Below are 24,959 nucleotides of genomic sequence, written 5' to 3' on the forward strand. Positions count from 1 at the left end.
GTTGCGTTACTTCAGGTCGTCAACATAACCCAGGCTGCGCAGTGCACGTTCATCATCTGCCCAGCCGGCTTTGACTTTAACCCACAGTTCGAGGTGAACACGGGCATCAAACAGGCGTTCCATATCAATACGGGATTCGGTCCCGATAGTTTTGATACGGCTGCCCTTGTTGCCGATAACCATTTTTTTCTGGCCTTCGCGCTCAACGAGGATCAGACCATTGATCTGAAATACGCCGTTGTCCTGCACAACAAACTGTTCGATTTCCACAGTCACCGAGTACGGCAGTTCATCGCCGAGGAAACGCATCAGTTTTTCACGGATGATTTCAGAGGCCATAAAACGCTGCGAACGGTCAGTGATGTAATCTTCCGGGAAGTGGAACGGTGCCTGCGGAATGTGCTGACGCACAATGTTCGCAATGGTATCGACGTTCATTTTCTTCTCGGCACTGAGCGGCACCACGTCGAGGAAATCCATCTGCTGACTGAGGAACGCAATATGCGGCAGCAGTTTGGTTTTATCTTCCACGTTGTCCACTTTGTTGATGGCAAGCAGAACCGGGCAGCGCAGAGAGCGGACTTTATTCAGTACCATCTCATCATCAGGCGTCCAGTTGGTGCCTTCAACCATAAAAATCACCAGCTCAACATCACCGATGGAGCTGCTGGCTGCACGGTTCATCAGGCGGTTGATCGCCCGCTTTTCCTCAATATGCAGCCCCGGGGTATCCACATAGATAATCTGGTAATTATCCTGTGTATCGATCCCCATAATGCGGTGCCGCGTAGTCTGCGGTTTCCGCGAGGTAATAGAGACTTTCTGCCCCAGTAACTGGTTCAGTAAGGTGGATTTGCCCACATTGGGACGTCCGACTATCGCGACAAAGCCGCAATAGGTGTTTTCTTCGCTCATTCAAGCTCCAACAAAATTAATGCTTGTTCCGCCGCGGCCTGTTCGGCTTTCCGGCGGCTGGAACCGGTTCCTTTTACCGGCTGTTCAACACCGCTGATTTGGCAGTGAATGGTGAACTCCTGATCGTGAGCTTCACCTTTTACCTGAACAACCAGGTAGTTCGGCAGAGGCAGATGCCGCCCCTGAAGGTATTCCTGTAACCGGGTTTTCGGGTCTTTTTGTTTATCCCCGGGCGAGATTTCGTTCAGTCTGGATTCATACCAACTGAGGATAATCCGCTCAATTGTCTGAATATCACTGTCGAGAAAAATCCCGCCAATCAGGGCTTCGACGGTATCCGCGAGGATCGATTCACGGCGGCTGCCGCCGCTTTTCAGCTCCCCGGGCCCCAGGCGCAGACATTCGCCGAGGTTAAATTCGCGGGCCAGTTCCGCCAGGGTATTTCCGCGCACCAGTGTGGCACGCATCCGGCTCATATCCCCTTCATCCACTTTCGGGAAGCGGTGATATAAATCATTGGCAATAACAAAACTTAAAATAGAATCGCCGAGAAATTCCAGGCGTTCGTTATGTTTGCTGCTGGCACTGCGGTGAGTGAGTGCCTGCATTAATAAGTCCTGACGGGTAAAAGTATAGCCGAGTTTTCGCTGCAGCTGGTTTATCACTATCGGGTTCATGTGCGACCAAAAATTAGGATGTTTATAAAACGCACACGCAACAGACCTGTAGCCGCGAAAAGCCGCGATACAAAACTGTTGCGTTTGCACTGGCTCCCCGTCTGCCGGGGAGCCAATCATTTTGCGGGGCATATTCTACACTGTGATTACAGGTAATGCTCAGCAAATTCTGTTTTTTCTATTCTATCCGTCCGAAACGGCTCAGGCGCAGACCGGTAGGCCATTCACCTTCCTGTTTTTCAAGGCTTAACCAGATAAAGCTTGCACGGCCGACCAGGTTTTGCTCAGGCACAAATCCCCAGACACGGCTGTCCGCACTGTTATCGCGGTTATCACCCATCATAAAGTAATGCCCTTCCGGCACCACCCAGGTGTACTCCGGTAATCCCGGCTGACGGAACAGGCGCTGCCCGCTGATGCTGTCCGGGGTGATTTCCGGAACGGTCAGAATATGGTGAGCAACCGGTCCCAGGTTTTCAATCCGTTCCGCCTGACGACGATAACCGACTTCCATATCATCTTCGATAGGGAACTGACGTGCGCCGCCGCTCATAAAGGAGCCGCCCAGCGGGGATTTTTCCCAGCGGATTGCCCACTCGCTTTCATACTCCTGACCATAGGTGACCGGCAGGGTTTCACAGCTGCTCTGGTCTTTGGTACAGCCCGGATAGACCTGTAACTCTTTGGCATACGGGTCATAAACGACTTTATCGCCCGGCAGGCCAATCACACGTTTGACATAATCGACACGCGGATCTTCCGGATATTTAAACACAACAATATCACCGCGCTTCGGCTCCCCGGTTTTAATCAGGGTGGTCTGCGTGATCGGGTCTTTTAACCCGTAAGCGTATTTTTCCACCAGCATAAAGTCGCCGATTAACAGCGTCGGCATCATGGACCCGGACGGGATCTGAAACGGCTCATAAATAAATGAGCGCACAATCAGGACAATCGCCAGCACCGGGAACAGGGATGCGGTACCTTCCACCCAGCCCGGTTTGGCCACAGTCTCAGCCAGATGGGCCTGATCCATGGTTCCTTCAGTCAGCTCCGCCATGCGCGCCAGTTTTTTCTTACGGGCAGGCTGAATTTTAAATTTATTCACCGCCCAGATGATCCCGGTAACCAACGTTGCCAGGGTCAGGATCAGCGCAAAGGTGTTCGCCATTATGTCTCCTTACAACCTGCTGAATGATTAATCTTTGCCGACATGGAGAATGGCTAAAAACGCTTCCTGCGGTAACTCAACGTTACCGACCTGCTTCATGCGTTTCTTACCGTCTTTCTGTTTCTGCAACAGTTTCTTCTTACGGCTGACGTCACCGCCGTAGCATTTCGCCAGAACGTTTTTACGCAGCTGTTTCACTGTTGAACGCGCAATAATATGCATACCGATGGCAGCCTGGATCGCGATATCAAACTGCTGACGCGGGATCAGATCTTTCATCTTCTCCACCAGTTCACGGCCGCGGTACATGGAGTTATCACGGTGGGTGATCAGTGCCAGCGCATCCACCCGCTCGCCGTTGATAAGGATATCAACACGCACCATGTCAGACGCCTGGAAACGTTTGAAGTTGTAATCCAGTGATGCATAGCCGCGTGAGGTGGATTTCAGGCGGTCGAAGAAATCGAGCACCACTTCCGCCATCGGAATTTCATAGGTCAGAGCAACCTGATTGCCGTGATACACCATGTTGGTCTGCACACCGCGCTTCTCAATACACAGGGTAATCACGTTACCGAGGTACTGCTGCGGCAGCAGCATATGACATTCCGCGATCGGCTCACGCAGCTCTTCAATATTGTTGAGCGGCGGCAGTTTGGACGGGCTGTCAACATAGACGATTTCACCACTGGTGGTTTCCACTTCATAGACAACCGTCGGTGCGGTGGTGATCAGATCGAGATCATATTCACGCTCCAGGCGCTCCTGGATAATCTCCATATGCAGAAGACCCAGGAAGCCGCAGCGGAAACCGAAGCCCAGCGCGGTAGAACTTTCCGGCTCATAGAACAGGGAAGCATCGTTGAGGCTCAGTTTACCGAGTGCGTCACGGAAAGCTTCATAGTCATCAGAACTGACCGGGAACAGACCCGCATAGACCTGAGGTTTGACTTTTTTAAAGCCCGGCAGCGGTTTATCCGCCGGTGCGCGTGCGCCGGTTAAGGTATCACCGACCGGAGCCCCGAGAATGTCTTTAATTGCACAGACCACCCAGCCGGCTTCACCACATCTGAGGATCTCTTTATCGACCTGTTTTGGTGTGAAGATCCCGAGACGATCAGCGTTATACACCTGGCCGGTGCTCATCACTTTGATTTTGTCGCCTTTGCGCAGTGTGCCGTTTTTAATCCGGATCAGAGACACAACCCCTAAATAGTTATCAAACCAGGAGTCAATAATCAGTGCCTGTAACGGCGCATCCGGGTCACCTTCCGGCGGCGGGATATCGCGCACCAGGCGTTCGATCACATCGGTCACACCCACGCCGGTTTTCGCCGAGCAGCGCACCGCATCGGCGGCTTCAATCCCGACGATATCTTCAATCTCTTCCGCCACCCGCTCCGGGTCGGCAGCAGGCAGGTCAATTTTATTGAGAACCGGGACTACTTCCAGGTTCATTTCCATCGCCGTGTAGCAGTTCGCCAGTGTTTGTGCTTCCACGCCCTGCCCCGCATCAACCACCAGCAGCGCCCCTTCACAGGCGGCCAGTGAACGGGAGACCTCATAGGAGAAGTCAACGTGTCCCGGGGTATCAATAAAGTTGAGCTGGTACGTTTCACCATTCTGCGCGGTGTAATCCAGTGTCACACTCTGTGCTTTAATGGTAATGCCGCGTTCGCGTTCCAGATCCATTGAATCCAGAACCTGCGCCGCCATTTCACGGTCGGATAAGCCGCCGCAAATCTGAATAATGCGATCGGATAATGTGGATTTACCGTGATCGATATGAGCAATAATGGAAAAATTTCGGATATGGTTGATTTTCAAGATAAAATTCTTCTTTGTAATGCCCTATAAAACTAGCTTTGGACACCTGTAAGGACTCAAAGCCAAAACTCTATATTGCTGGTTAAGTGGTAATATTGGCAGCATTCTACATGCTACAGACACTCAACTCAAAGAAACGTTCATTTTACCGCAGAAAAAACCACGCCGGACAGATAAACCATACAGGCCTCATCTGTTTTGCCATTTCACTGAAACCACCTAAACTCATAACACATCGTTGGTAACAACCTTACACCTGAATAAGCACATCATACTAATCGTTCTGATTAACTATTTCCATGTCAAAACCGACACTCATTTTTAGTGGCATATCCCGTGATTAGTAATTTAATAGCACATAAAAACCATTAAATAATGAATCAGCAGAGTACTATAGGGTACAGATTCATATCGTTAGCTATTTCCATACTCATGAGGCCATTATCGATGGATAAAATAACCCGAATTCTTGAGAAGCTGAATCAGGGACGTGAACAACAGCCCCTCACACTGGCAGATCTTATACCGCTCTCCCTTGCCGAAGTTCGTAACATAGCAGGCGGCCATTTATCCCGTGAAGAATCACAAATACTTCACTACGCGGCAATAAAAGAAAAGCAGAACAATATTTTGTTCACCGCACGCGCGCTGACCCGCGCCAACCCGCTGCTGAGAAAAGAAATGGGGCGTGCCCGCCGGCGCGGTGCCGCACCATACGGTGACTTTGATGACATCGTTATGCCGCGTGCTGATGAGTTTGCCGCCCCGGGGTCAGTATCCTCAATGTTTTCCCCGGCCGGCTATCTGACGGAGCTTTACCGTGAGGCCCGGGGTCTGCATCAGACAAACAGTACGCATAACCTGGATAAACGCCGCCCTGACCTGGCAAAACTGGTTCTCTCCCAGGAGAATCTGGATAAGGAAGTTTCCACTCTGATGCTGGCGAATGATCAGCTGGAAACGGCACTGATGGCAAAAGCCGGTAAGACAGATAAAGCCGCTTATGATAAAACCCTGGCGACATCCCGCTACAGTGGTGTTACCCCGTATAACGCCCCGTTTGAGCTGGTACGCGAAGCCATGGCACAACAGGATTTTTCGCTGCCGGACAATATTCTGAGCAAAGGAACGGCCTCCGCAGCACAGCTTGCGCTGTCCGCCGGTATCTCACCGGCGCTGTATACCATTCTGACCGAAAACATCGACAGGTTAAGTGATGCGGAAACAGACGCCCTGGTGAAGAAAAATTTTCCGAGAGTAAATACCAAAGAGCTGATGAACCCTGATGCCCTGGCGAATTATTATGAACTGCCGCGGGATGAGATTCAGGCATTACCGGGAATGGATTTCATCGGTGACAAACCCGATTTATCCGGTATCCCGGACGGTTCATCACTGAAAGATACACCTGACCTGTACGGAAAAAATAAAATACAGAGAATAAAAGCAAAATACGCAGGCGGAGATATTCTTTATACATTGACACAGACCAGGCTGGAAAATGAAGATTCGCGCTACGTACAATTCGAATATATTGACCTTATTCCGCTGGATAATAGCCATTTTTGTATTAATTTTAGTATAAGTTATCAACATCAGGATTCTCACTGTATAAGGATAGGAATCCCGACTGAAGACAACAATTACCCAGATAATCTTTATTCAGATAGTTCAGTGAATATTGAGACAGGGAAGCACTACAGCATCCCGGTGACAATTAACACAGAGATAATACCAGAAGTTACTATTTCGGTTTACACTATTAATGGCGCAAGTTGGTATGGACACAGCACATTTACTGTCACCAAAGAATATGTTGCTTCCCTCCTCCAGCTCAACAAAACCCTGCGCCTTGCCAAAGCCTGCGGTCTCAGTCCGCTGGAAACACAACGTGCATTAACCCGCCTGCACCTCACCAGAGAATATACTGATATAGATTCTGATACCAATATATTACTCCGTTTCACCGAAGCTCTGCATTACAGCAAACGTTACAGTCTTGATATGGAAACGGCATTAATACTGTGTGGTGCCACAATCAGTCAGGACAGCGATGACGGGCAACTCAGTCAGTTTGATCGTCTGTTTAATAACCCGCCCCTCAACGGCAGCGTTTTTAGTCCAAGTGACGATTACATTCCGATGAAAACGGACGAGGAAGACCCGCGCCGTGACGTGCTGAAACGGGCTTTCCGGGTGGATAACACCGGGCTGTATCAGTTGTTTGATATAATTCTTCCGCATATGTTGGAGCAGGGCGGAGCCTATAACAGTGTTGAGATGCTCAGTCGATTCTGGCGGTTACGCCTGCTGGCCGATGTTCATCACCTGACGGTGGCACAACTACATACTTTGTGGCTACGGTATCCGGGCTACTACTCAGAGGGTATTCATGATATCAACGAGCAACAATACCGTGATTTTATTCATTTTATTTATCAGACCACCCAGTGGCTGACAGCACAGAATATCACCGCTGAGCAACTGTCCCTGCTGCTGACAACCGATGCCCCGGCAACCCCGACCAGAGAGATGAACACCCTGCTGGATGCCCTGCGTAACGGCGGTATTGACAGTACCGATGCCGATACCCTGCGCGCCTCCATGGCACCGGTGATTGCCGCCGCAATGCAGCTGGAAAGCCCGGAACAGGGGGAATCCCTGCTGCGCTGGCTGGATAATAATCATCCCGGCGAAGTGCTCATCACCAAAGATATCTGGCCGCTTATCACCACCGAAAAACCGTCTGCGGATCAGCAGAAAAAAATCGCCGCCTGGTGCCAGGCACTGGCACAGCGTGTGCTGGTTATCCGTACCTTTACCTTCAGTGATACTGAACTGCAGATATTGTCACAGGGCGCACCGGCTGATTCCGTTGCCGCACTGCGCGACATCAGCGATTTCCATAACCTGATCAACCGCTGCGGTGACAACGCCGGCACCGTGCTGGATGCCCTGCAGGACAACACTCTGACGGTGGCGGCTCTCGCCGGCGCCCTGAATCTGTCAGAGTCCGTGATTACCCAGGCACTGACACAGGCCGGTCAGAAAACAAAACTCACCACCTGGCAGCAGTTAGCCACACTGCCGTCACGGCTGGATCTGGCAGATACACTGCATATCACCCCGAAAGATATCACTAATCTGCTGACCGTTTCTGACAATCCCGCCCCGTCTTATGCGGAGCTCACCACCCTCTCCGGTCTGTTACAGTCCGGTCTGAATGAACAGCTGACAACACAGCTGAATAACCGGATTCAGCCGCGCCGCAGTGAAGCCCTCAGCGGCGAATACCGCACCCGCATTATGGGTAAAGCCACCGCAAACCGCGATGATATCTGGCGTGAACTGCTGATTGACGGCAAAGTCAGCGCAGACATCACCACCACGCGGCTGGCGGATGCCATTGCCGGTATTCAGCTCTATATTAACCGCACGATTGCCGGTGATGAACCCGGCGCAATCAGTACCGTTCTGGCGCGTCAGTTCTTTAAAGACTGGGATACTTATAACAAACGCTACAGCACCTGGGCCGGCGTATCACAGTTAGTGTATTACCCGGAAAACACCATCGACCCGACCCTCCGTACCGGCCAGACCGGGATGATGAACACCATGCTGGAGCAGCTGTCACAGAGTGAGCTTAACAGCGATACCCTGGAGGACGGCTTCCGCCAGTATCTGACCGCCTTTGAGCAGGTCGCTGACCTGAAAGTCATCAGCGGTTATCATGATACTATCAGCATTGATGAGGGTAATACCTGGTTTGTCGGCACCAGCCAGACTGAACCGAAAAAATATTACTGGCGTAAAGCGGACCACAGCAAATGTCAGAACGGCCATTTTGCCGCCAACGCCTGGAGTGAGTGGAAAGAGATAACCTGTGCCGTCAGTCCGTATCAGAACATGGTGCGTCCGGTGGTCTACCGTTCACGCCTTTATCTGTTGTGGACAGAACAACAAATACGCAAAGACAGGGACGGTGATGACGATATTTTGTCTTATACTCTGAAACTGACTCATATAAAATATGACGGCAGCTGGGCATCACCGTTCAGTTATGATGTCACGGCAAAATTCAGCGAATTAACCGGGCAGGATGCGGGGTTATATTGTGCTGCTGATTATGAAAACGATATATTATCGTGTATCTTTTATACAAAAGAAAAAGAGGGTGACGAACAGCAGAGTACAGTTACCCCCAAAGAATATGCCGGGTTACAGATTCTTGCGGATATGGAGCAAACACCGTTCCTGGGTATAGACAGTTTCATTAAAACAGTAATACCGCAGCTGGATACCGTTAATATATCCCGTATTAATACCACACTGGAAAATATGAATGCGCCGACCCTCGATCCGGAAGAACAACAGGGTAGTCCGGATCTGGCTCTCGGACTTGATCTGATCAGCTACAATCTCCGGAAAGAAGATCAGAAATACTTTCTGTCTGCCGAGCCCGTTGCCGATGTGACAATCAATGTCAGCACCATACCGGAACCGTTGCGGGCACTGTTTGCCGCTAAATATTCAGGCGGAAATTACGCCTTATATGAGTTCACTGATACGTCTTTCAGCTCAGAAAATACGGATATCCCCGGCGGAAAATGCAGCCTTCATCTTCTTTATGATAAAGCCCGTTCAACCAGTTATCTTTACCTGACTCTCCCGTCCGGTAACAAACAACCTGATATTATCAGGCACCTTACGTCAGCACTATTAAATGTGGGTGGTACTCCATCAGAAGGAATATACCTTCAATGGGAAGGTAGTGACAATCAATATCATTATTTGAGTTCCGGACCGGTAACAACCCGGAATCCAATCATAAAACAAAATATGGACATATCAACTTTTGAAAAAAACGATATCGGGACAATAAAAACGGGCGAGCCTGAGCTTATTTTATCTGAAGACTACCCGGCCTGCCCTGAACTCCGTATTATTAACGGCGATACAACAGTGCTGGAATTTACCCAATCCGGTACTCCGAATCATCCGGCTGTGTTATCCGACGGCAGTTTTCATTTCGACAGTACATTTAACCGTCAATCCCTGGATGTCACGGCCTTTGTTAAAAATAACCAACTCAATTTACCGTTTAAAATTGATTTTAAACGCGTGAGTAATGCGAAAATCAGCGGAAGCCGTAACTATAATCTGACGATGAAAGTATCGGCAGGTAACTCGTCTGCAAAAACAGGGTCTGCAGTTATCTCCCTGCATACCACGCCGGACGGTGCCCGGTATATGGAATGGGACGTGTACCGCACCCGCCTCAATACCCTGTTTGCCCGTCAGTTAATTGCGCGAGCCAACCGCGGGATTGATGCGGTACTGTCACCGGAAACCCAGAATCTGCGGGAACCCAAACCGGGAGAGGGCACCTATGTGACACTGACAATGAAGCCCTATGACCCGGCGATTCATGGCAGTGACCGCAGCTTTACGATTCAGCGTTGTTATGTCCTCACTGCTGGCGACGCATATCCTGTTATTGACGGCACGGTAAGTACAGAAACATCAACCACGGTTAATCTGTTTACCCCGCGTCTGGGATATAACGACGACAGAATACTCCTTAATGCACATTTTCAGAGCGGCGATACAGAGCGGATTATATTTATTCCTGACGGAAACGGTGGCTGGCAGTTAGACACCGACTATCACAGCAGCTTCCTCGGTCTGGAATCTGTCTCCGGCCTGTCACAACCCGATGAACCGATGGACTTCAGCGGTGCCAATGCCCTCTATTTCTGGGAACTGTTCTATTACACCCCGATGATGGTGGCCATGCGCCTGTTACAGGAGCAGAACTTTACTGAGGCCCACCGCTGGTTAGGCTATATCTGGCGTCCTGCCGCAACCGGTGCCGGTGACTGGCGGGTCCGTCCGCTGCTGGAGGATACCGCCTGGAACGCCGACCCGCTGGATTCGGTTGACCCGGACGCGGTCGCCCAGAATGACCCGATGCACTACAAAATCAGCACCATCATGAAAATGCTCGACCTGCTGATTGCCCGTGGTGACAGTGCTTACCGCATGTTGGAGCGCGATACCCTGAATGAAGCGAAAATGTGGTATATGCAGGCGCTGGGGCTGCTGGGCGATAAACCGGTCACCGTCATCAGCGGTAACTGGAATAACCCGGCGCTCAGTGAGGCCGCCGATGATACCCGGGAACAACAGCGCCATCAGGCCATCAGCGCCCTGCGTCACGGCGGTCTGGTACAGGAACGTCATTCTGCGAATACGCTGACCGGGCTGTTCCTGCCACAGCAGAACGAAAAACTGCTCGGCTACTGGCAGACCCTGGACATGCGTCTGTTTAATCTGCGCAATAATCTTGCCATTGATGGTCAGCCGTTATCTCTGCCGGTCTTTGCCGCTCCGGCCGACCCGGCAGCCCTGCTCAGTGCCGCTGCTGCCGCATCCGGCGGAAGCAAAGCGTTACCGTCTGCCGCCGTCCCGGCAATGCGCTTCCCGCAGGCGCTGGAAAGTGCCCGTTCGCTGACAGGTCAGCTGATGCAGTTCGGCGCCACCCTCCAGGGACTGATTGAGCGTCAGGATGCGGAAGCCATGAGTGAACTGCTGCAAAATCAGGCCGGTGCACTGATGCTCTCTTCCCTGCGTATGCAGGAACAGGCACTGGCAGAGCTGGACGCCGAGAAGAAAACACTGGAACAGAGCCGTGCCGGGGCACAGTCCCGTTTTGACAGCTACCGTGCCCTGTATGATGAAAATGTCAGTGCCGCAGAGCAGCGGACGATGGATCTGTATCTCTCTTCTTCGGTCCTGAGTACCTCCGCTGAAGCACTGGCGATGGCGGAAGCCGTTGCTGATATGGCACCGAACGTCTTCGGTATGGCCGTGGGGGGCAGCCGCTGGGGCGGTATCCCGAAAGCGATTGGTTCCGGTATCAGCCTCGCGGCATCCGCCACCAAAATTACCGCAGACAATATCAGCCAGTCTGAGGCATGGCGCCGCCGCCGTCAGGAATGGGAAATCCAGAAAAACAGTGCTGAATCTGAAGTCAGACAGATTGATGCCCAGCTGGACGCCCTGACTGTCCGCCGCACCGCCGCTGAAATGCAGCGCGAATATCTGGAAATCCAGCAGGCACAGACTCAGGCACAACTGGAATTCCTGCAGCGCAAATTCAGCAACAAAGCACTCTACAGCTGGCTGCGCGGCCGTCTGGCGGCGGTCTATTACCGCTTCTACGATCTGACCGCGGCCCGCTGCATGATGGCAGAAGCCGCTTACGGATGGCAGACCGGTGAGACCACCCGCTATATCAAACCGGGTGCATGGCAGAGCGCCCATGCCGGACTGATGGCCGGGGAATCCCTGCTGCTGAACCTGACCGAGATGGAGCAGGCATGGCTGAAATGGGATCACCGCGCACTGGAAGTTACCCGTACGGTGTCTCTGGCAGACGTGTACAGCGCTGATAAGGTGGATCTGGCCGCGAAAATTGCCGAATTACTGACAGGCAGCGGATCAGGCAGCACACCGGCGGAAACCGGGCTTTCACTGACCACGGATAAACAGCTGCATGCTGCATTCAACCTGAAAGCACTGAATATTGCGGAGGATTATCCTGCCGGACTGGGGAAAACACGCCGCATCAGACAGATCAGTGTGACGTTACCGGCACTGACCGGGCCGTATCAGGATGTGCGTGCCGTGCTCAGTTACGGCGGCGATGTCAGACTGCCGGACGGCTGCAAAGCCATTGCGGTCTCCCACGGGATGAATGACAGCGGTCAGTTCCAACTGGATTTCAGCGACGGCCGCTGGCTGCCGTTTGAAGGGATCGCGGTGGATAATGACAGCAGTCTGACCCTGAGCTTCCCGGGGGCAACAACTGATAAGCAGAAAGCGCTGCTGCTCAGTCTGAGCGATATTATCGTCCATATCCGCTACACCATCCGTTAATTTTTATCCTGACCCGGGCAGCCTGCGGGCTGCCCGTTCTGGAGTCTATTATGCAACAATCAGACAATATCAGTCCTCAGGCGCCGTCTCTGCCGAAAGGCGGCGGTGCACTGACCGGACTTGCCGGACAGGCGGGTGCGGCCGGTCCGGACGGCGCGGCATCATTATCTCTGCCGCTGCCGGTCAGTGCCGGGCGCGGTTATGCCCCGTCTCTCTCACTCAGCTACAGCAGTCAGGCCGGTAACGGCGCCTTCGGTATCGGCTGGGATGTGAATCTTCCTGCGGTCAGCCGCCGCACCCGCAAAGGTGTCCCTTCTTATACCGGTGAGGATGAGTTTCTTGATCCTGCCGGTGAAGTCCCGGTGGCTGTCCCCGGCACTGCGGATAAACGTCAGACCCTGCTGGGTGTAAAACTGGCGGTGTCTTATCAGATAACAACATACCGCGCCCGGACGGAACGCGATTTCAGCCGTCTGGAATACTGGCAGCCGCAGGGCAGCTCCTCAGAGCCGGATTTCTGGCTGTGGTATACCGCAGACGGTCAGGTGCATCTGCTCGGTTATGAATCCGCCGCCCGCATCAGTGACGGCAGCAATACCGCCCGCTGGTTACTGAATGCCTCGGTCTCCGCCACCGGTGAGCAGATTTATTACCGTTACCGTGCGGAAGATGATATTAACTGTGATACTCAGGAAAAAGCCGCCCATCCTGACTGTCACCGTCAGCGCTATCTCAGTGAGGTTCATTACGGCAATATCACCGCCGGGCGCACATTCCCCTGTCTTAACGGCAACGATGCCACCAGAGCCGGCTGGCTGTTTGTGCTGGTGTTTGATTACGGCGGACGCACCCTTAAACCGGCAGAAAAACCGTTGTTTAACGCCGGTTCCGGCTGGTTGTGCCGTCAGGATCCGTTCTCCGGTTATGCTTACGGGTTTGATCTGCGTACCCGCCGCTTATGCCGCCAGGTACTGATGTTCCACCGCCTGGAAACCCTCGCTGAGAAAGCAAAGGGTGAGGATGAACCGGCACTGGTCTCGCGCCTGCTGTTTGAGTATCAGGAAACCGCGTTTATCACCACACTGACCGCCGCACAGCAGATGGCATTTGAGGATGACGGCAAAGTACAGTCTCTGCCGCCGCTGACCTTCGGCTGGCAGACCTTTGATGTCCCGGCTGCCCCGCAATGGTCACAGCCGGAGATGGGAAAACTCAATCCGCAGCAGCCGTGGCAGTATCTGGATCTGCACGGCGAAGGTATTTCCGGGATTCTGTATCAGGACAGCGGCGCATGGTATTACCGGGCGCCGATCCGGAATCCCGGAAGCGATAATGTGAACGCGGTGATATGGGATAAACCACAGCGGCTCGGTAATATTCCCGCCCTGAAAGACGGCACGATGCTGACCGACCTTGATGGTGACGGACGTCTTCAGTGGGTCGTCACACAGCCGGGTGTACAGGGGCAATACCGTCAGCAGACAGATAACCCGGCACAGTGGCTGCATTTCACACCGCTCAGTGCCCTGCCGCTGGAATACAGCCATCCCCGTGCGCAAATGACCGATATCGACGGTATCGGTGCCACCGACCTGGTGCTTATCGGCCCGCGCAGTGTGCGCATCTGGCCGGGCAGCAAAGACGGCTGGTTATCCGCACAGACTATCCCGCAGGCGGAAAAAATTGCCCTGCCGTCACCGGACGGGGATGCCGCCACGCTGGTTGCTTTCAGTGATGTGCTCGGCTCCGGGCAGCAGCATCTGGTGCAGATCAGTGCAGACGGTGTGCTCTGCTGGCCTAATCTGGGTCACGGCCGCTTTGGTCAGCCGCTGACACTGAATGGCTTCAGTAAAAAACGCAGTGAATTTAATGCCGCGTATGTTTATCTCGCTGACGTTGACGGCAGCGGTACCGCCGATATTCTGTATGCTCACAGCGATTATATCGAAATCTACCGTAACCGCAGCGGTAACGGGTTTGATAAACCGGTGACTGTGACGCTGCCTGCCGGTGTCCGTTACGATAATACCTGCCGCTTACAGGCAGCGGATGTGCAGGGACTGGGGGTTGCCAGTCTGCTGCTGACGGTTCCTCATACCGGACCGCGTCATTATCTGCTGCATCTGACCACCGAAAAACCGTGGCTCCTTAATCAGATTAATAACCGGACGGGGATGTCGCAAACGCTGCATTACCGCAGTTCGGCACAGTTCCGCCTGGATGATAAAGCCCGCGAGCCGGTCTCATATCTGCCTTTCCCGCTGCATACGTTATGGCGGACAGAAACCACGGATGAAATCACCGGCAATAAACTGGTCAGCGAAGCCCGCTATCACCACGGAGTCTGGGATGCCCGTGAACGGGAATTCCGCGGCTTCGGCTGCACGGAAGTCCTGGATACGGATACCGCCGCCGCCCGTGATACCAGCGGGGTACTGACGATGCCGGTACTGACCCGTAACTGGTATGCCACCGGTTATACCCCGGTCGATACACAACTGAAAAATGAATACTGGCAGGGTGATAAAAGTGCCTTTGCCGGATTTGTTACCCGGCTGACAACCGGCAGCGGTGATAAAGAATCCGTCTGTTCTGATGACATTGCGCAAAAACAGGCATTCTGGCTCAGCCGCGCGCAGAAAGGGATGCAACTGCGCACTGAGGTATACGGTAAAGACGGCAGTCCGCAACAGGATTTACCGTACAGTGTCAGTGAGCAGCGGCTGACCGTCCGTCTGATCACACCGGATGCGGATATGCCGGTGGTCCGGCCGTCGGTATCAGAAAGCCGTGAATATCACTATGAACGCATGGCCGCGGATCCGCAGTGTTCGCAATCCGTTGTGCTCAGTGCGGATGAGTACGGTTATCCGTTGCGTGAAGCGGTGATTCATTATCCGCGCCGTCCGAAACCGGCGAAAAATCCGCTGCCGGATACCCTGCCCGCATCACTGTTTGATTCCGGTTATGATGACCAGCAATTGCAGCTGGTGATTGCGCTGTCACGGCACGCACGGCATCACCTGACCAGTCTGAAACAGGAACAGTGGCTGACCGGCCTGCCTGATGCTGATCGCAGTGATATTTTTATTCTGAAATCCGGACTGGTTCCGGCAACGGGCCTAAACACGGAAACACTGCCTGCGCTGCTCAGCAATAATCAGTCGGCACGCCACTTTGCCGGACAACAGAGGACTTACTGGCTGAATAACGATAATCAGCCGTCAGTAACAGTGCCGGTCTGGCCGCCGCGCCGGAGTTATACGGACACAGCAGAGCTGGATGAGACGATTATCGCCGCCATAAAATCAGGTACAGATATCACGGGGCAGTTACCGGAAACCGGCTATATCAGCGCGGATTACCTGTTTGCCGGCACCACAGAAACAGGGAAAAAGGTCTGGATTACGCGTTCCGGTCATCAGACTTACGGGACACCGGAACAGTTCCGGCTTCCGGTCGCCGTCCGCGATAATCCGCTGGTCGGGGAACGTCATCTGACCTACGACAGGCATCACTGTGTTATCACTGAACACACCGATGCCTCCGGACTTGTCACTGCCGCAAAATATGACTGGCGTTTTCTGTCTGTCCGTGAAATCACGGATGTCAATGACAACATCAGTCAGGTACAGACTGATGCGCTGGGACGGGTGATCAGCAGCCGTTTTTACGGTACGGAAAATGGTCAGAAAACCGGCTACAGCCAGAAACCGCTGACACTGCCGGAGTCTGTGCAGGACGCAACGGAGATGAAAAAACAACTGCCGGTAGCGCAGTGTTTTGTCTATGCCGCAGACAGCTGGATGCTCAGCGGTACAGATAAACTCCCGCCGCATGTGCTGACCCTGACAACGGATCGCTATGATGATGAACCGGCGGATAAAAGCACACAGCAAATCCGTCAGCAGGTCACCTTCAGTGACGGTTTCGGCCGGATTTTACAGCAGTCCGTCCGTTTTGAGGACGGCGATGCATTCCACCGCAATAAAAACGGTTCACTGGCGGCCGGAAGCCGGAAAAATGAAAAAGCAACAACCCGCTGGGCAGTATCAGGCCGCACGGAGTATGATAACAAAGGGCATGCCGTCCGGACGTATCAGCCATACTTTGTCAATGACTGGAAATATGTCAGTGATGACAGTGCGCGGCAGGATCTGTACGCTGACACGCACTATTATGATCCGCTCGGCCGTGAGCATCAGGTGATCACTGCTCAGGGTTATCAGCGGCGCACACTGTACACCCCGTGGTTTGTGGTCAGTGAGGATGAAAACGATACCGCAGCGTAAACGGCATCACTACGCGATAAATAACAGCCTGTCATTCAGGCTGTTATTTTTTTATTCATACAGCAGACGGGTGACACGGAAGTTTCTCATGCTACCTGAGCAGCATAAGAAAAATACAGGAATCACTGACATTCCCGCGGTAAAAAAATGCCGGTCAAACCATGACCGGCATACTTTATAACAGGAGAATCCGGATAAATCAGGACTCACACATATCAATACTGAGCTCTGACGGCGGCAGGCCGATTTGCAGGATGACCGGCTCATAATCCGCTGAGCCGCTCCAGTGGCGGGCAATTTTACGCGCCAGCAGGAACCCTGCTGCACCGCCCAGCAGACCACCCGCGAGAACCGCAGACTGACTTTCCGCCAGTGCCTGCACCAGCCCCGCACCGGCAAATAAACCCAGCAGCGGCGTGAGATACACCAGCATTGCCGAGCGCAGCAGGCTGCCTTCCGGGATCCCGACTTCCACTTTCTGGCCGGTCACCAGCGGCTCACTGACCGGAATCTCAAGCTGATGCTCCGCTTCCGGCCCCAGTTTATTCAGCAGATATGAGCCGCATGCCGCCCGGGCTTTGCAACTGCCGCATCCGGCAGATGACCCGTAACGCAGCACCGCGCGCCCGTTCTGCCAGCGCACCACGGTTGCCCACTCTTTTACCATATTAACCTCCGCTGAATGTCACACCGTCCGCTATCTGCCGGGCTGTCGCCGGGGGCAGTTCGCCAAAGACGGTGATCTCATTATCACCTTTACGTGTGGTGTACAGCGTACGCGAACCCTGGCGCATTGTCTGTTGATTTTCTGGTGTCTTCACGGCTTTGGCGACATTCACGGAAAATGAGAACAGGCCGTCACTGAACATCACGGTCTCAACCCATTCCTGCTCGCCCACCTGACGGCGGTTGCGGGTCATTTCTTTAAACCCGTTAGGCAGACGCATCACATCCCAGTCAAATTTGATCTTTTCCGGCTGCGGAATAGCCAGTACCGGCGGCATGGTCACGGACTGCACCGCTTTCAGGGCTTCCGTCACACTGCTGTTATTCACGGAAGCAGAAACCACGCGGAACTGCTCGAGTGAAACATTATTTTGATCCAGCAGATCCACCTGTAACGGCAGACCGGTTTCTTCATCTGCGACCACAATATAATTGTAACGTGAATTATCTTTTGAGGTGATGCGCACGACCCGGCCCGGGTGATCACCAATATGGATCCGTCCGACATCAATAAAATTGTAATAGGCTTTCAGCGCACTGAAGTCCGCGAAAATAATCGACGGCAGATAATCAACAATGTGATTACCGCTCAGGCTGAATGAATCCAGCCCCGGCTCATAGTAGCTGATCTCCTGACCACGCTGGACAATTTCCCGGCGGGAGCTGTCCATCTGCATAATCTGGGCGACAGGCTGACCATCCATAACCGCATAGCGGTAACGGACCGGCGTGATACCTTTCGGGGAGATGGTGATAAAAGAGAGTTCATAACTGAGTGTGCGGGAAGCGTTACCCATATTCTGCAGCAACGCCTCAGCACTTTGTTGTGCTGAGGCCGGTGCTGCGAGTAACAGGCTGCCCGTCAGAAAAGCAACGGATAACCAGATTCGTTTCATTACTACTGCTGTGGTTGTGAAGACACGCGACCCTGTTCCGGGGTGGCTGTCTGTTTAACTTCAGGCTGACCATCCGTGTGTACACGGCGATCCAGTTCATACTGCTGGAAAATCGCATTCAGACGCGCACCGCGCTCCTGATCAAAACGGGTTTGCGGGGCAAGACCGGCGCCGTTTTTCAGATCGAGGCTGACAGGTGACGCACTGCCCATAAACGGAACGGTATTGAATGCGGACGCATCACCGTTAACCACGCTCTCTGTGCCGTCGGTATTATAGTGCTGAACACCGATAATCACGGCCAGTGACACGCAGGCTGCCATACCGATTTGTGTTAACTGACTGGCCCACGGGCGCAGTTTTGCCACAAATCCGTAATCACGCCATGTTTTCGGTTCAGGCTGAGACTCAGGGATCGCCTGAGGTGCGATATAAACCGGCTCCTGCGCCAGTGCTTCAGCTACCCGTGACGCAATATCAAAATGCATAACATCCGGCAGGTCGCCGCGCATGGTATCACGGATAAGGTGATAACCAGCCCATTCTGCCTGCAGATCTGCATCCTGTGTCAGTGCGGTAACCACTTCACTGTCAAGAGTTTCTCCGTCCATCAGTGCGGAAAGTGTCTCTTTTTGCATGCCTACGTTCCCTTCAGTGTGATTTAAGTGCTCACTGATTTTGTATCAGTGGCTGAACTTTATTATCGATGGCTTCGCGTGCGCGGAAGATACGGGAACGAACCGTGCCGACCGGGCAATCCATAATCTCAGCTATTTCTTCATAGCTCAGACCATCGAGCTCACGCAATGTAATCGCCGTTTTCAAATCCTCAGGTAAGGAATCGATCGTGCGGAAAACCACCGCTCTTAATTCTTCAGACAACATTAAGTTCTCAGGGTTCGAAATTTCTTTTAACGCCCCTGAGGATTCAAAGTTCTCAGCATCTCCGGCATCCACATCACTGGACGGCGGACGGCGCCCCTGAGCAACCAGGTAATTCTTTGCTGTATTGACCGCAATACGGTACAGCCAGGTATAAAATGCACTGTCACCGCGAAATGACCCGACTGCGCGGTACGCCTTAATAAAGGACTCCTGCGCCACATCCGGAACATCACTCTGCGGAACATAACGGGATACCAGACTCGCCACCTTGTGCTGATAACGTACCACCAGCATATTAAAGGCTTTCTGATCCCCCTTCTGTACCCGATCAACCAGCATTTGATCCGTTAACTGCTCGCTCATTCGCAGTGTTATCTCCCGAAGCTCAGCTTCACCATTCTCTTTCCTGTTTCGCTTCACTTCATCATGAGCAAGCGATACTTTGAGTCAGCTAAAATAGCGAAGTTCATTTTTCTTTTAAAAAAATTACAAAAAAGGATCCTTTTTGTGATCCTCACTGCATATTTTCCGGATAAATCCTGCGTATTTGTCCGCAGCCTGTTTTTCCGGCGATTAACGTTACAGATTACCACGTTTTCAGCGGTAATCCCTCTGATAATCACGGGAAATTGCCGCAGGACAGTGTAAATATCCTGTAAAATCCGCTTTTGACTGAAAAAAGCACCGCCGTAACCGCCACAGTGACGCAGTTCAGTATTTCAGATAAAAACCGGTGATAAATGATTTGAAATCAGCGCTGTAACGGCCCTCTTCCGTTTTAATACTCATCGTTTTGTGCAGCGAACTGACCGGACGGCGCGATAAGGCGATTAATGTCCGGTGAAAAGGGGTATCCGGTTTATCTGACACGGCAATCTGTGTGTGCAGAAACCAGTTCTGCTCACCGGCGGCAGCGATAAAATCCTGTCCTGTGGTGTACGGCAGCACCACACAGAGCAGACCGTCCGGCGTGATAAGCTGTGCCGCATGCTCCAGCAACTGAGGGTGATCCAGTGATGTGGTGTAACGGGCGGTTTCCCGGGCACTGTTACGGCAGGCGACCGCCGGGGCGAAATACGGCGGATTACTGACGATAAGCTCATAACGGGATTGCGGGCAGGCAGCGGTAAACTCACCGATATCCTGATGAAACACCTTCATCCGGCCACCCCACGGTGACGCGAGGAAATTCTCTGCGGCCTGCGCTGCGGCGTCAGCATCAATATCCACCGCATCAATCGGTGTATCCGGCAATGACCGCTGAGCCAGCATCAGCGCCACCAGCCCGCTGCCGGTACCGATATCCAGAATATGGCGGGCATTTTCGCACGGTGCCCAGCCGCCGAGCAGCACCCCGTCAGTACCGACTTTCATGGCACAGCGGTCATGGGCCACAAAAAATTGTTTGCAGGCAAAACCACGGCGGCGCGGCGATTGTTTTTCGTTTGTCATCATCACGGAACTGTTTGTCTGTTAAAATAAAGAAATCCCGGCGACAGGATACGGACTTCTGCCCGCAGAAGAAAGTCCCGTACGCTGACAACTATTTTTGATGAAGATCCTGTCCAAGCCGTTTATAATCAGCGGTCCAAACAGAGGTATATAATGACTGCAACTACTTTTTCTGAACTTGAACTGAACGATGAACTGATCCGCGCACTGGATGCCAAGGGCTATGAGCGCCCGACCGCCATCCAGGAAGCCACTATTCCGGCTGCGCTGGATAATCGTGATATTCTGGGTTCAGCCCCGACCGGCACCGGCAAAACTGCCGCTTATCTGCTGCCGGCCATTCAGCACCTGTCTGACTTCCCGCGTAAAAAATCCGGGCCGCCACGCGTGCTTATTCTGACCCCGACCCGCGAACTGGCTATGCAGGTGGCGGATCAGGCCAGAGAATTCTGTCAGTTCACCCATCACGATGTCGCCACGATCACCGGCGGCGTGGCTTATATGAACCACGCAGAAGTGTTCAGTGAGAACCAGGATATTGTTGTCGCGACCACCGGGCGTCTGCTGCAGTATATAAAAGAAGAAAACTTTGACTGCCGCGCGGTTGAGATCCTGATTCTTGATGAAGCTGACCGCATGCTGGACATGGGCTTTGCCAACGACATCGAAACTATCGCCGGTGAAACCCGCTGGCGCACACAGACCATGCTGTTCTCTGCCACCCTCGAAGGTCAGGCTATCCGCGATTTCGCCAAACGGATCCTGAATGAGCCGGTTGAGATCGAAGCCGACCCGTCACGCCGTGAGCGCAAAAAAATCCAGCAGTTCTACCTGCGTGCCGATGACCTGGAGCACAAGAAAGCCCTGCTCGCGCATTTGCTGAAACAGCCGGATGTCACCAAAACGGTGGTGTTTGTCCGCAAGCGTGAGCGCGTGCGTGAACTGTCTGACTGGCTGCGCACACAGGATATTGTCTCCTGCTATCTTGAAGGCGAAATGGTTCAGGCGAAACGCAACGAAGCCATCAGCCGCATGACTGACGGCCGTGCCACTGTGCTTATCGCCACCGATGTAGCCTCCCGCGGGATCGACATCGAAGACATCAGTCACGTATTTAACTTTGACCTGCCGCGCACCGCGGATGTCTACCTGCACCGTATCGGGCGCACCGCCCGTGCCGGACGCAAAGGGGTGGCCATTTCACTGGTGGAATCCCACGATCAGCCGCTGCTCGGCAAAATCATCCGTTATATTGAAGAGCCGGTTAAAATGCGCGTGATTGATGAGTTACGGCCGAAAACCCGTGCGCCATCGGAGAAAGCGACGCACAAGCCGTCGAAAAAAGTGCTCGCCAAGCGCAAAGAGCAGAAAGCCGCTGAAACTGAGAAGAAGAAAAAAACCAAAATCCGTCACCGCGTCAGTAAAAATATCGGAAAACGACGCAAGCCAGGCGCAGACCACGCGGGACAAACTCCTGCGGCCGCTGAGCCACAGGAATAAACGGAACTCCTTCTCTCTGATAAAAGAAAACGGACTGTCGCAGTCCGTTTTTTTATGCTTACTCCCGGGTTTCATCCATCTGTTCCATCGCGGTAACCACCTGCGACAGGGTATGTGCCTTCACGCCGAGAACCAGTTTCTGCAAAACGGAATGCGCATGCTGCGGCGGATAATACTCCAGCGCTATCCGCTGCCCCAGTGCTTTCGGAATATCCAGCCCGTCCTGGATATGCGTGAGCCAGTCATGCTCCAGCACATAATGACGGATAAGTTCTGCCCCGCGCGCGCGCCGTCACCAGAGATACCCCCTCTTCCGCCAGCGTGTTTTCCGCCAGCCCCGCCGCGTTGAATATCACAGCGGGCTGCTGCAGTACCACCGCACAGAACGAAGCCAGCCCGCCGCCGAGAGAATGCCCGACAAACAACCACGGACAAACGGATTGCGACAACAGATGTGCCGCCAGCGATACCGCCTCCTGATACTGCCGGGCCGGTAACCCGCGCCCCTGGCGGATATTTGTCATCATATCTGACATATCATTGCTGCCCGCAAACGCCAGAATACCGGTATCACGGTAATGATAAATCATACTCTGCAGGCCGGACGGGCTGCTTAACTGCTCTTCCGTCAGCGAAAGCGAGGCCAGTGTCTGCGCATCAGAACGGCTGACACCACCGATGTCCCGGCTGCCGGGCTGATAACTGTCTGAACACAGCCGGGCCAGGGTAATATCATCGGGAAAACCATCCTGCCGGATCCCGGCGGATGGCGGCAGCAATAAATCCGCTGCGGTTAAATGCTGCCGCTGCAAAAGTGACTGACAATGCGGCGTGGATGAGAAAGCCAGTAGCTGCGAAAAATAGTGTTCAATCAACATAAGTATACCTCCCCGGATACAGAAGGCTTCACTTAACGCTATTCATCACACTGTAACAATATCATTTTTTATCAGTGAGTTACGGACTTCCTTATCCGCCAGACAGAAAAAAACCACGCCGGAGCGTGGTTTTCGGAACAAGGACTGTTGCCGGAACGATTACAGACTGGCAGTAAAAGTACGGGCAATAACATCGCGCTGCTGTTCAGGAGTCAGTGAGTTGAAACGCACTGCATAACCGGAAACACGGATAGTTAACTGCGGGTATTTTTCCGGATGTTTAACAGCATCTTCCAGAGTTTCACGACGCAGAACGTTCACGTTCAGGTGCTGACCACCCTCAACACGGACAGTAGGCTGAACCTGTAAATTCACTTCGCGGTACTCGAAAGGACCTAATGCGGCACGGGAAACAACATCACCGTCTGCATATTGTTCTTTTGCACAGATGCAGCGTACTTCGTCTTTGCTGTCATCCAGCAGCCAGAAAGAGTTAACCAGTGCAGCGTTTTCGGATTTAGTAATTTGAATACCAGTAACCATGATGACCTCCGGGTGATTCGTTATCAATTTATTGATTGTCATTTAACTTGGAATATTGGTCTAACCAATGTCTCTGCATCTTATATATCAAGAATACAGGGGTGATTCTTTGATATATATCAATAAAAATCATATCAATTTTTAACCGTCATGATAAAAGCCTGTTTTAAATCAAAATTTCATTTTTGCTATTTTCAGTTTTTTTTGTAAAAAATCAGCCATTTTCGCCCTGCCGTTGTGGTTATCAGAACCGGACCCGCAAAAAAATCCCTTCTTATTTCCTAACAACGGATAAGTCAGGTAAGCTGAATGCAACTCTTGTAATAAATGAAGGATAACGACACGATGTCTGCATCACTGACCTGGCATGATGTCATCGGCCATGAGAAAAACCAGCCCTATTTCATTGAAACACTCCGTGTTGTCGCTCACGAACGAGAAATTGGTAAGACCATTTACCCACCACAGAAAGACGTCTTTAACGCATTCCGTTATACGGAGTTGTCTGATGTGCGGGTCGTGATTCTGGGACAGGATCCGTACCACGGGCCGAACCAGGCACACGGTCTCTCTTTTTCTGTGCTGCCGGGTATTCAGCCGCCGCCGTCACTCGTGAATATGTATAAGGAACTGGAAGCGGATATCCCGGGATTTACCCGGCCGAATCACGGCTGCCTCGTCAGCTGGGCACAACAGGGCGTGCTACTGCTTAATACTGTGCTGACGGTTGAACGCGGCCAGGCACACTCACACGCCAGACTGGGCTGGGAAACGTTTACCGATAATGTGATTGCGGCTGTCAATGCCCATTGTGACGGTGTGATTTTCCTGCTCTGGGGCGCACATGCCCAGCGGAAAGGCCAGTACATTGATCAGCAAAAGCACGTGATACTGAAAGCGCCGCACCCGTCACCATTATCCGCACACCGTGGTTTCCTGGGCTGCGGTCACTTCTCAAAGACAAATGCGATACTGACAGAGCGCGGTCAGGTGCCTATCGACTGGCAGCCGGTGATCCCGGCAGAGCTTCAGCCCGGCGCATAATACAGAGACAAAAATGCCGCCCTTGCGGCGGCATGAGATTGCAGACAAAGCAGGATAAAACGTGATTTTTCCTGCTTTGTATTATCAGCCGAAAATCAATAAATTGATTTTCCTGGTTTATTTTTACAACCTCTTTCGGTCGCCGCCAACCCCTTCGGGTTTGTCAACGGCCTGATGCCGCCTTTGCGGCGGCATTACATTGCGTGTGAAAC

At 52.7% G+C, this 24,959-nt stretch carries 16 protein-coding genes; 4 read left to right on the top strand and 12 right to left on the bottom strand.

The annotated features are described in order from the left end of the window. Nucleotides 1–6 precede the first annotated feature (6 nt). The 4 genes from era to lepA form a co-directional block, all read right to left on the bottom strand. A complete protein-coding gene (era, locus tag ACSBQN_RS09710; protein ID WP_004236984.1) occupies nucleotides 7–915 on the bottom strand; it encodes a GTPase Era in 909 nt (302 codons plus the stop codon). Then, nucleotides 912–1,592, bottom strand: coding sequence for a ribonuclease III (gene rnc, locus ACSBQN_RS09715; protein WP_004236985.1), 681 nt, complete (start codon nucleotides 1,590–1,592; stop codon nucleotides 912–914). The genes era and rnc overlap by 4 nt, the downstream gene beginning before the upstream one ends. 178 nt (nucleotides 1,593–1,770) lie before the next feature. After that, nucleotides 1,771–2,763, bottom strand: coding sequence for a signal peptidase I (gene lepB, locus ACSBQN_RS09720; RefSeq protein WP_004236987.1), 993 nt, complete (start codon nucleotides 2,761–2,763; stop codon nucleotides 1,771–1,773). Between the two features lie 27 nt (nucleotides 2,764–2,790). Then, a complete protein-coding gene (gene lepA, locus ACSBQN_RS09725) occupies nucleotides 2,791–4,584 on the bottom strand; it encodes a translation elongation factor 4 (protein WP_036407587.1) in 1,794 nt (597 codons plus the stop codon). A gap of 453 nt (nucleotides 4,585–5,037) precedes the next feature. Here lepA and ACSBQN_RS09730 point away from each other — a divergent pair, with 453 nt between their 5' ends. After that, nucleotides 5,038–12,531 carry a neuraminidase-like domain-containing protein gene (locus ACSBQN_RS09730; protein WP_434991668.1) on the top strand — a complete coding sequence of 2,498 codons (7,494 nt, stop codon included), beginning with the start codon at nucleotides 5,038–5,040 and terminating at the stop codon, nucleotides 12,529–12,531. Nucleotides 12,532–12,581: 50 nt separating this feature from the next. Continuing rightward, nucleotides 12,582–16,823 (top strand): SpvB/TcaC N-terminal domain-containing protein, encoded by a 4,242-nt coding sequence (locus tag ACSBQN_RS09735; protein ID WP_434991669.1) that lies wholly within the window; start codon nucleotides 12,582–12,584, stop codon nucleotides 16,821–16,823. 199 nt (nucleotides 16,824–17,022) lie between these two features. Here the strand turns inward: ACSBQN_RS09735 and rseC are convergent, their stop codons facing one another. The 5 genes from rseC to ACSBQN_RS09760 form a co-directional block, all read right to left on the bottom strand. After that, a complete protein-coding gene (gene rseC, locus ACSBQN_RS09740; protein WP_024473962.1) occupies nucleotides 17,023–17,490 on the bottom strand; it encodes a SoxR-reducing system protein RseC in 468 nt (155 codons plus the stop codon). Nucleotide 17,491: 1 nt separating this feature from the next. Then, nucleotides 17,492–18,445, bottom strand: a complete 954-nt coding sequence (rseB, locus tag ACSBQN_RS09745; RefSeq protein WP_024473963.1) for a sigma-E factor regulatory protein RseB — start codon at nucleotides 18,443–18,445, stop codon at nucleotides 17,492–17,494. 2 nt (nucleotides 18,446–18,447) lie between these two features. Next, on the bottom strand, nucleotides 18,448–19,083 hold the full coding sequence (gene rseA, locus ACSBQN_RS09750) for an anti-sigma-E factor RseA (RefSeq protein WP_004236995.1): 636 nt from the start codon (nucleotides 19,081–19,083) through the stop codon (nucleotides 18,448–18,450). Nucleotides 19,084–19,114: 31 nt separating this feature from the next. Then, complete coding sequence (rpoE, locus tag ACSBQN_RS09755; protein ID WP_004236997.1) at nucleotides 19,115–19,693, bottom strand: RNA polymerase sigma factor RpoE; 579 nt, start codon at nucleotides 19,691–19,693, stop codon at nucleotides 19,115–19,117. Nucleotides 19,694–20,041: 348 nt separating this feature from the next. Further along, complete coding sequence (locus tag ACSBQN_RS09760; protein WP_337137197.1) at nucleotides 20,042–20,785, bottom strand: tRNA1(Val) (adenine(37)-N6)-methyltransferase; 744 nt, start codon at nucleotides 20,783–20,785, stop codon at nucleotides 20,042–20,044. A gap of 150 nt (nucleotides 20,786–20,935) precedes the next feature. Between ACSBQN_RS09760 and srmB the strand changes: the two genes are divergently transcribed. Further along, the gene (gene srmB, locus ACSBQN_RS09765) at nucleotides 20,936–22,282 is read left to right on the top strand and encodes an ATP-dependent RNA helicase SrmB (protein WP_036407103.1); all 1,347 of its coding nucleotides are present in this window, start codon (nucleotides 20,936–20,938) and stop codon (nucleotides 22,280–22,282) included. 58 nt (nucleotides 22,283–22,340) lie between these two features. On the opposite strand, the gene ACSBQN_RS09770 is transcribed toward srmB, so the two are convergent. The 3 genes from ACSBQN_RS09770 to grcA form a co-directional block, all read right to left on the bottom strand. Further along, nucleotides 22,341–22,538, bottom strand: coding sequence for a hypothetical protein (locus ACSBQN_RS09770; RefSeq protein WP_250326689.1), 198 nt, complete (start codon nucleotides 22,536–22,538; stop codon nucleotides 22,341–22,343). Further along, nucleotides 22,525–23,160 (bottom strand): hypothetical protein, encoded by a 636-nt coding sequence (locus tag ACSBQN_RS09775; protein ID WP_354632848.1) that lies wholly within the window; start codon nucleotides 23,158–23,160, stop codon nucleotides 22,525–22,527. Before ACSBQN_RS09775 ends, ACSBQN_RS09770 begins: the two co-directional genes overlap by 14 nt. A gap of 159 nt (nucleotides 23,161–23,319) precedes the next feature. Beyond that, nucleotides 23,320–23,703: an autonomous glycyl radical cofactor GrcA gene (grcA, locus tag ACSBQN_RS09780; protein ID WP_004241903.1), complete on the bottom strand. Its 384-nt coding sequence runs from the start codon at nucleotides 23,701–23,703 to the stop codon at nucleotides 23,320–23,322. A gap of 345 nt (nucleotides 23,704–24,048) precedes the next feature. On the opposite strand from grcA, the gene ung reads away from it, so the two are divergent. Further along, nucleotides 24,049–24,747 (top strand): uracil-DNA glycosylase, encoded by a 699-nt coding sequence (gene ung / locus ACSBQN_RS09785; protein ID WP_024473967.1) that lies wholly within the window; start codon nucleotides 24,049–24,051, stop codon nucleotides 24,745–24,747. Nucleotides 24,748–24,959: the final 212 nt, after the last annotated feature.

This window comes from Morganella sp. B601 (assembly GCF_051172335.1).
GTDB lineage: Bacteria > Pseudomonadota > Gammaproteobacteria > Enterobacterales > Enterobacteriaceae > Morganella > Morganella morganii.

What these genes read in the sequence shown, in the direction of transcription:
- era (WP_004236984.1), bottom strand. Translation starts at nt 915, where the DNA reads ATGAGCGAAGAAAACACCTATTGCGGCTTTGTCGCGATAGTCGGACGT.
- rnc (WP_004236985.1), bottom strand. Translation starts at nt 1,592, where the DNA reads ATGAACCCGATAGTGATAAACCAGCTGCAGCGAAAACTCGGCTATACT.
- lepB (WP_004236987.1), bottom strand. Translation starts at nt 2,763, where the DNA reads ATGGCGAACACCTTTGCGCTGATCCTGACCCTGGCAACGTTGGTTACC.
- ACSBQN_RS09730 (WP_434991668.1), top strand. Translation starts at nt 5,038, where the DNA reads ATGGATAAAATAACCCGAATTCTTGAGAAGCTGAATCAGGGACGTGAA.
- ACSBQN_RS09735 (WP_434991669.1), top strand. Translation starts at nt 12,582, where the DNA reads ATGCAACAATCAGACAATATCAGTCCTCAGGCGCCGTCTCTGCCGAAA.
- rseC (WP_024473962.1), bottom strand. Translation starts at nt 17,490, where the DNA reads ATGGTAAAAGAGTGGGCAACCGTGGTGCGCTGGCAGAACGGGCGCGCG.
- rseB (WP_024473963.1), bottom strand. Translation starts at nt 18,445, where the DNA reads ATGAAACGAATCTGGTTATCCGTTGCTTTTCTGACGGGCAGCCTGTTA.
- rseA (WP_004236995.1), bottom strand. Translation starts at nt 19,083, where the DNA reads ATGCAAAAAGAGACACTTTCCGCACTGATGGACGGAGAAACTCTTGAC.
- rpoE (WP_004236997.1), bottom strand. Translation starts at nt 19,693, where the DNA reads ATGAGCGAGCAGTTAACGGATCAAATGCTGGTTGATCGGGTACAGAAG.
- ACSBQN_RS09760 (WP_337137197.1), bottom strand. Translation starts at nt 20,785, where the DNA reads ATGATGACAAACGAAAAACAATCGCCGCGCCGCCGTGGTTTTGCCTGC.
- srmB (WP_036407103.1), top strand. Translation starts at nt 20,936, where the DNA reads ATGACTGCAACTACTTTTTCTGAACTTGAACTGAACGATGAACTGATC.
- ACSBQN_RS09775 (WP_354632848.1), bottom strand. Translation starts at nt 23,160, where the DNA reads ATGTTGATTGAACACTATTTTTCGCAGCTACTGGCTTTCTCATCCACG.
- grcA (WP_004241903.1), bottom strand. Translation starts at nt 23,703, where the DNA reads ATGGTTACTGGTATTCAAATTACTAAATCCGAAAACGCTGCACTGGTT.
- ung (WP_024473967.1), top strand. Translation starts at nt 24,049, where the DNA reads ATGTCTGCATCACTGACCTGGCATGATGTCATCGGCCATGAGAAAAAC.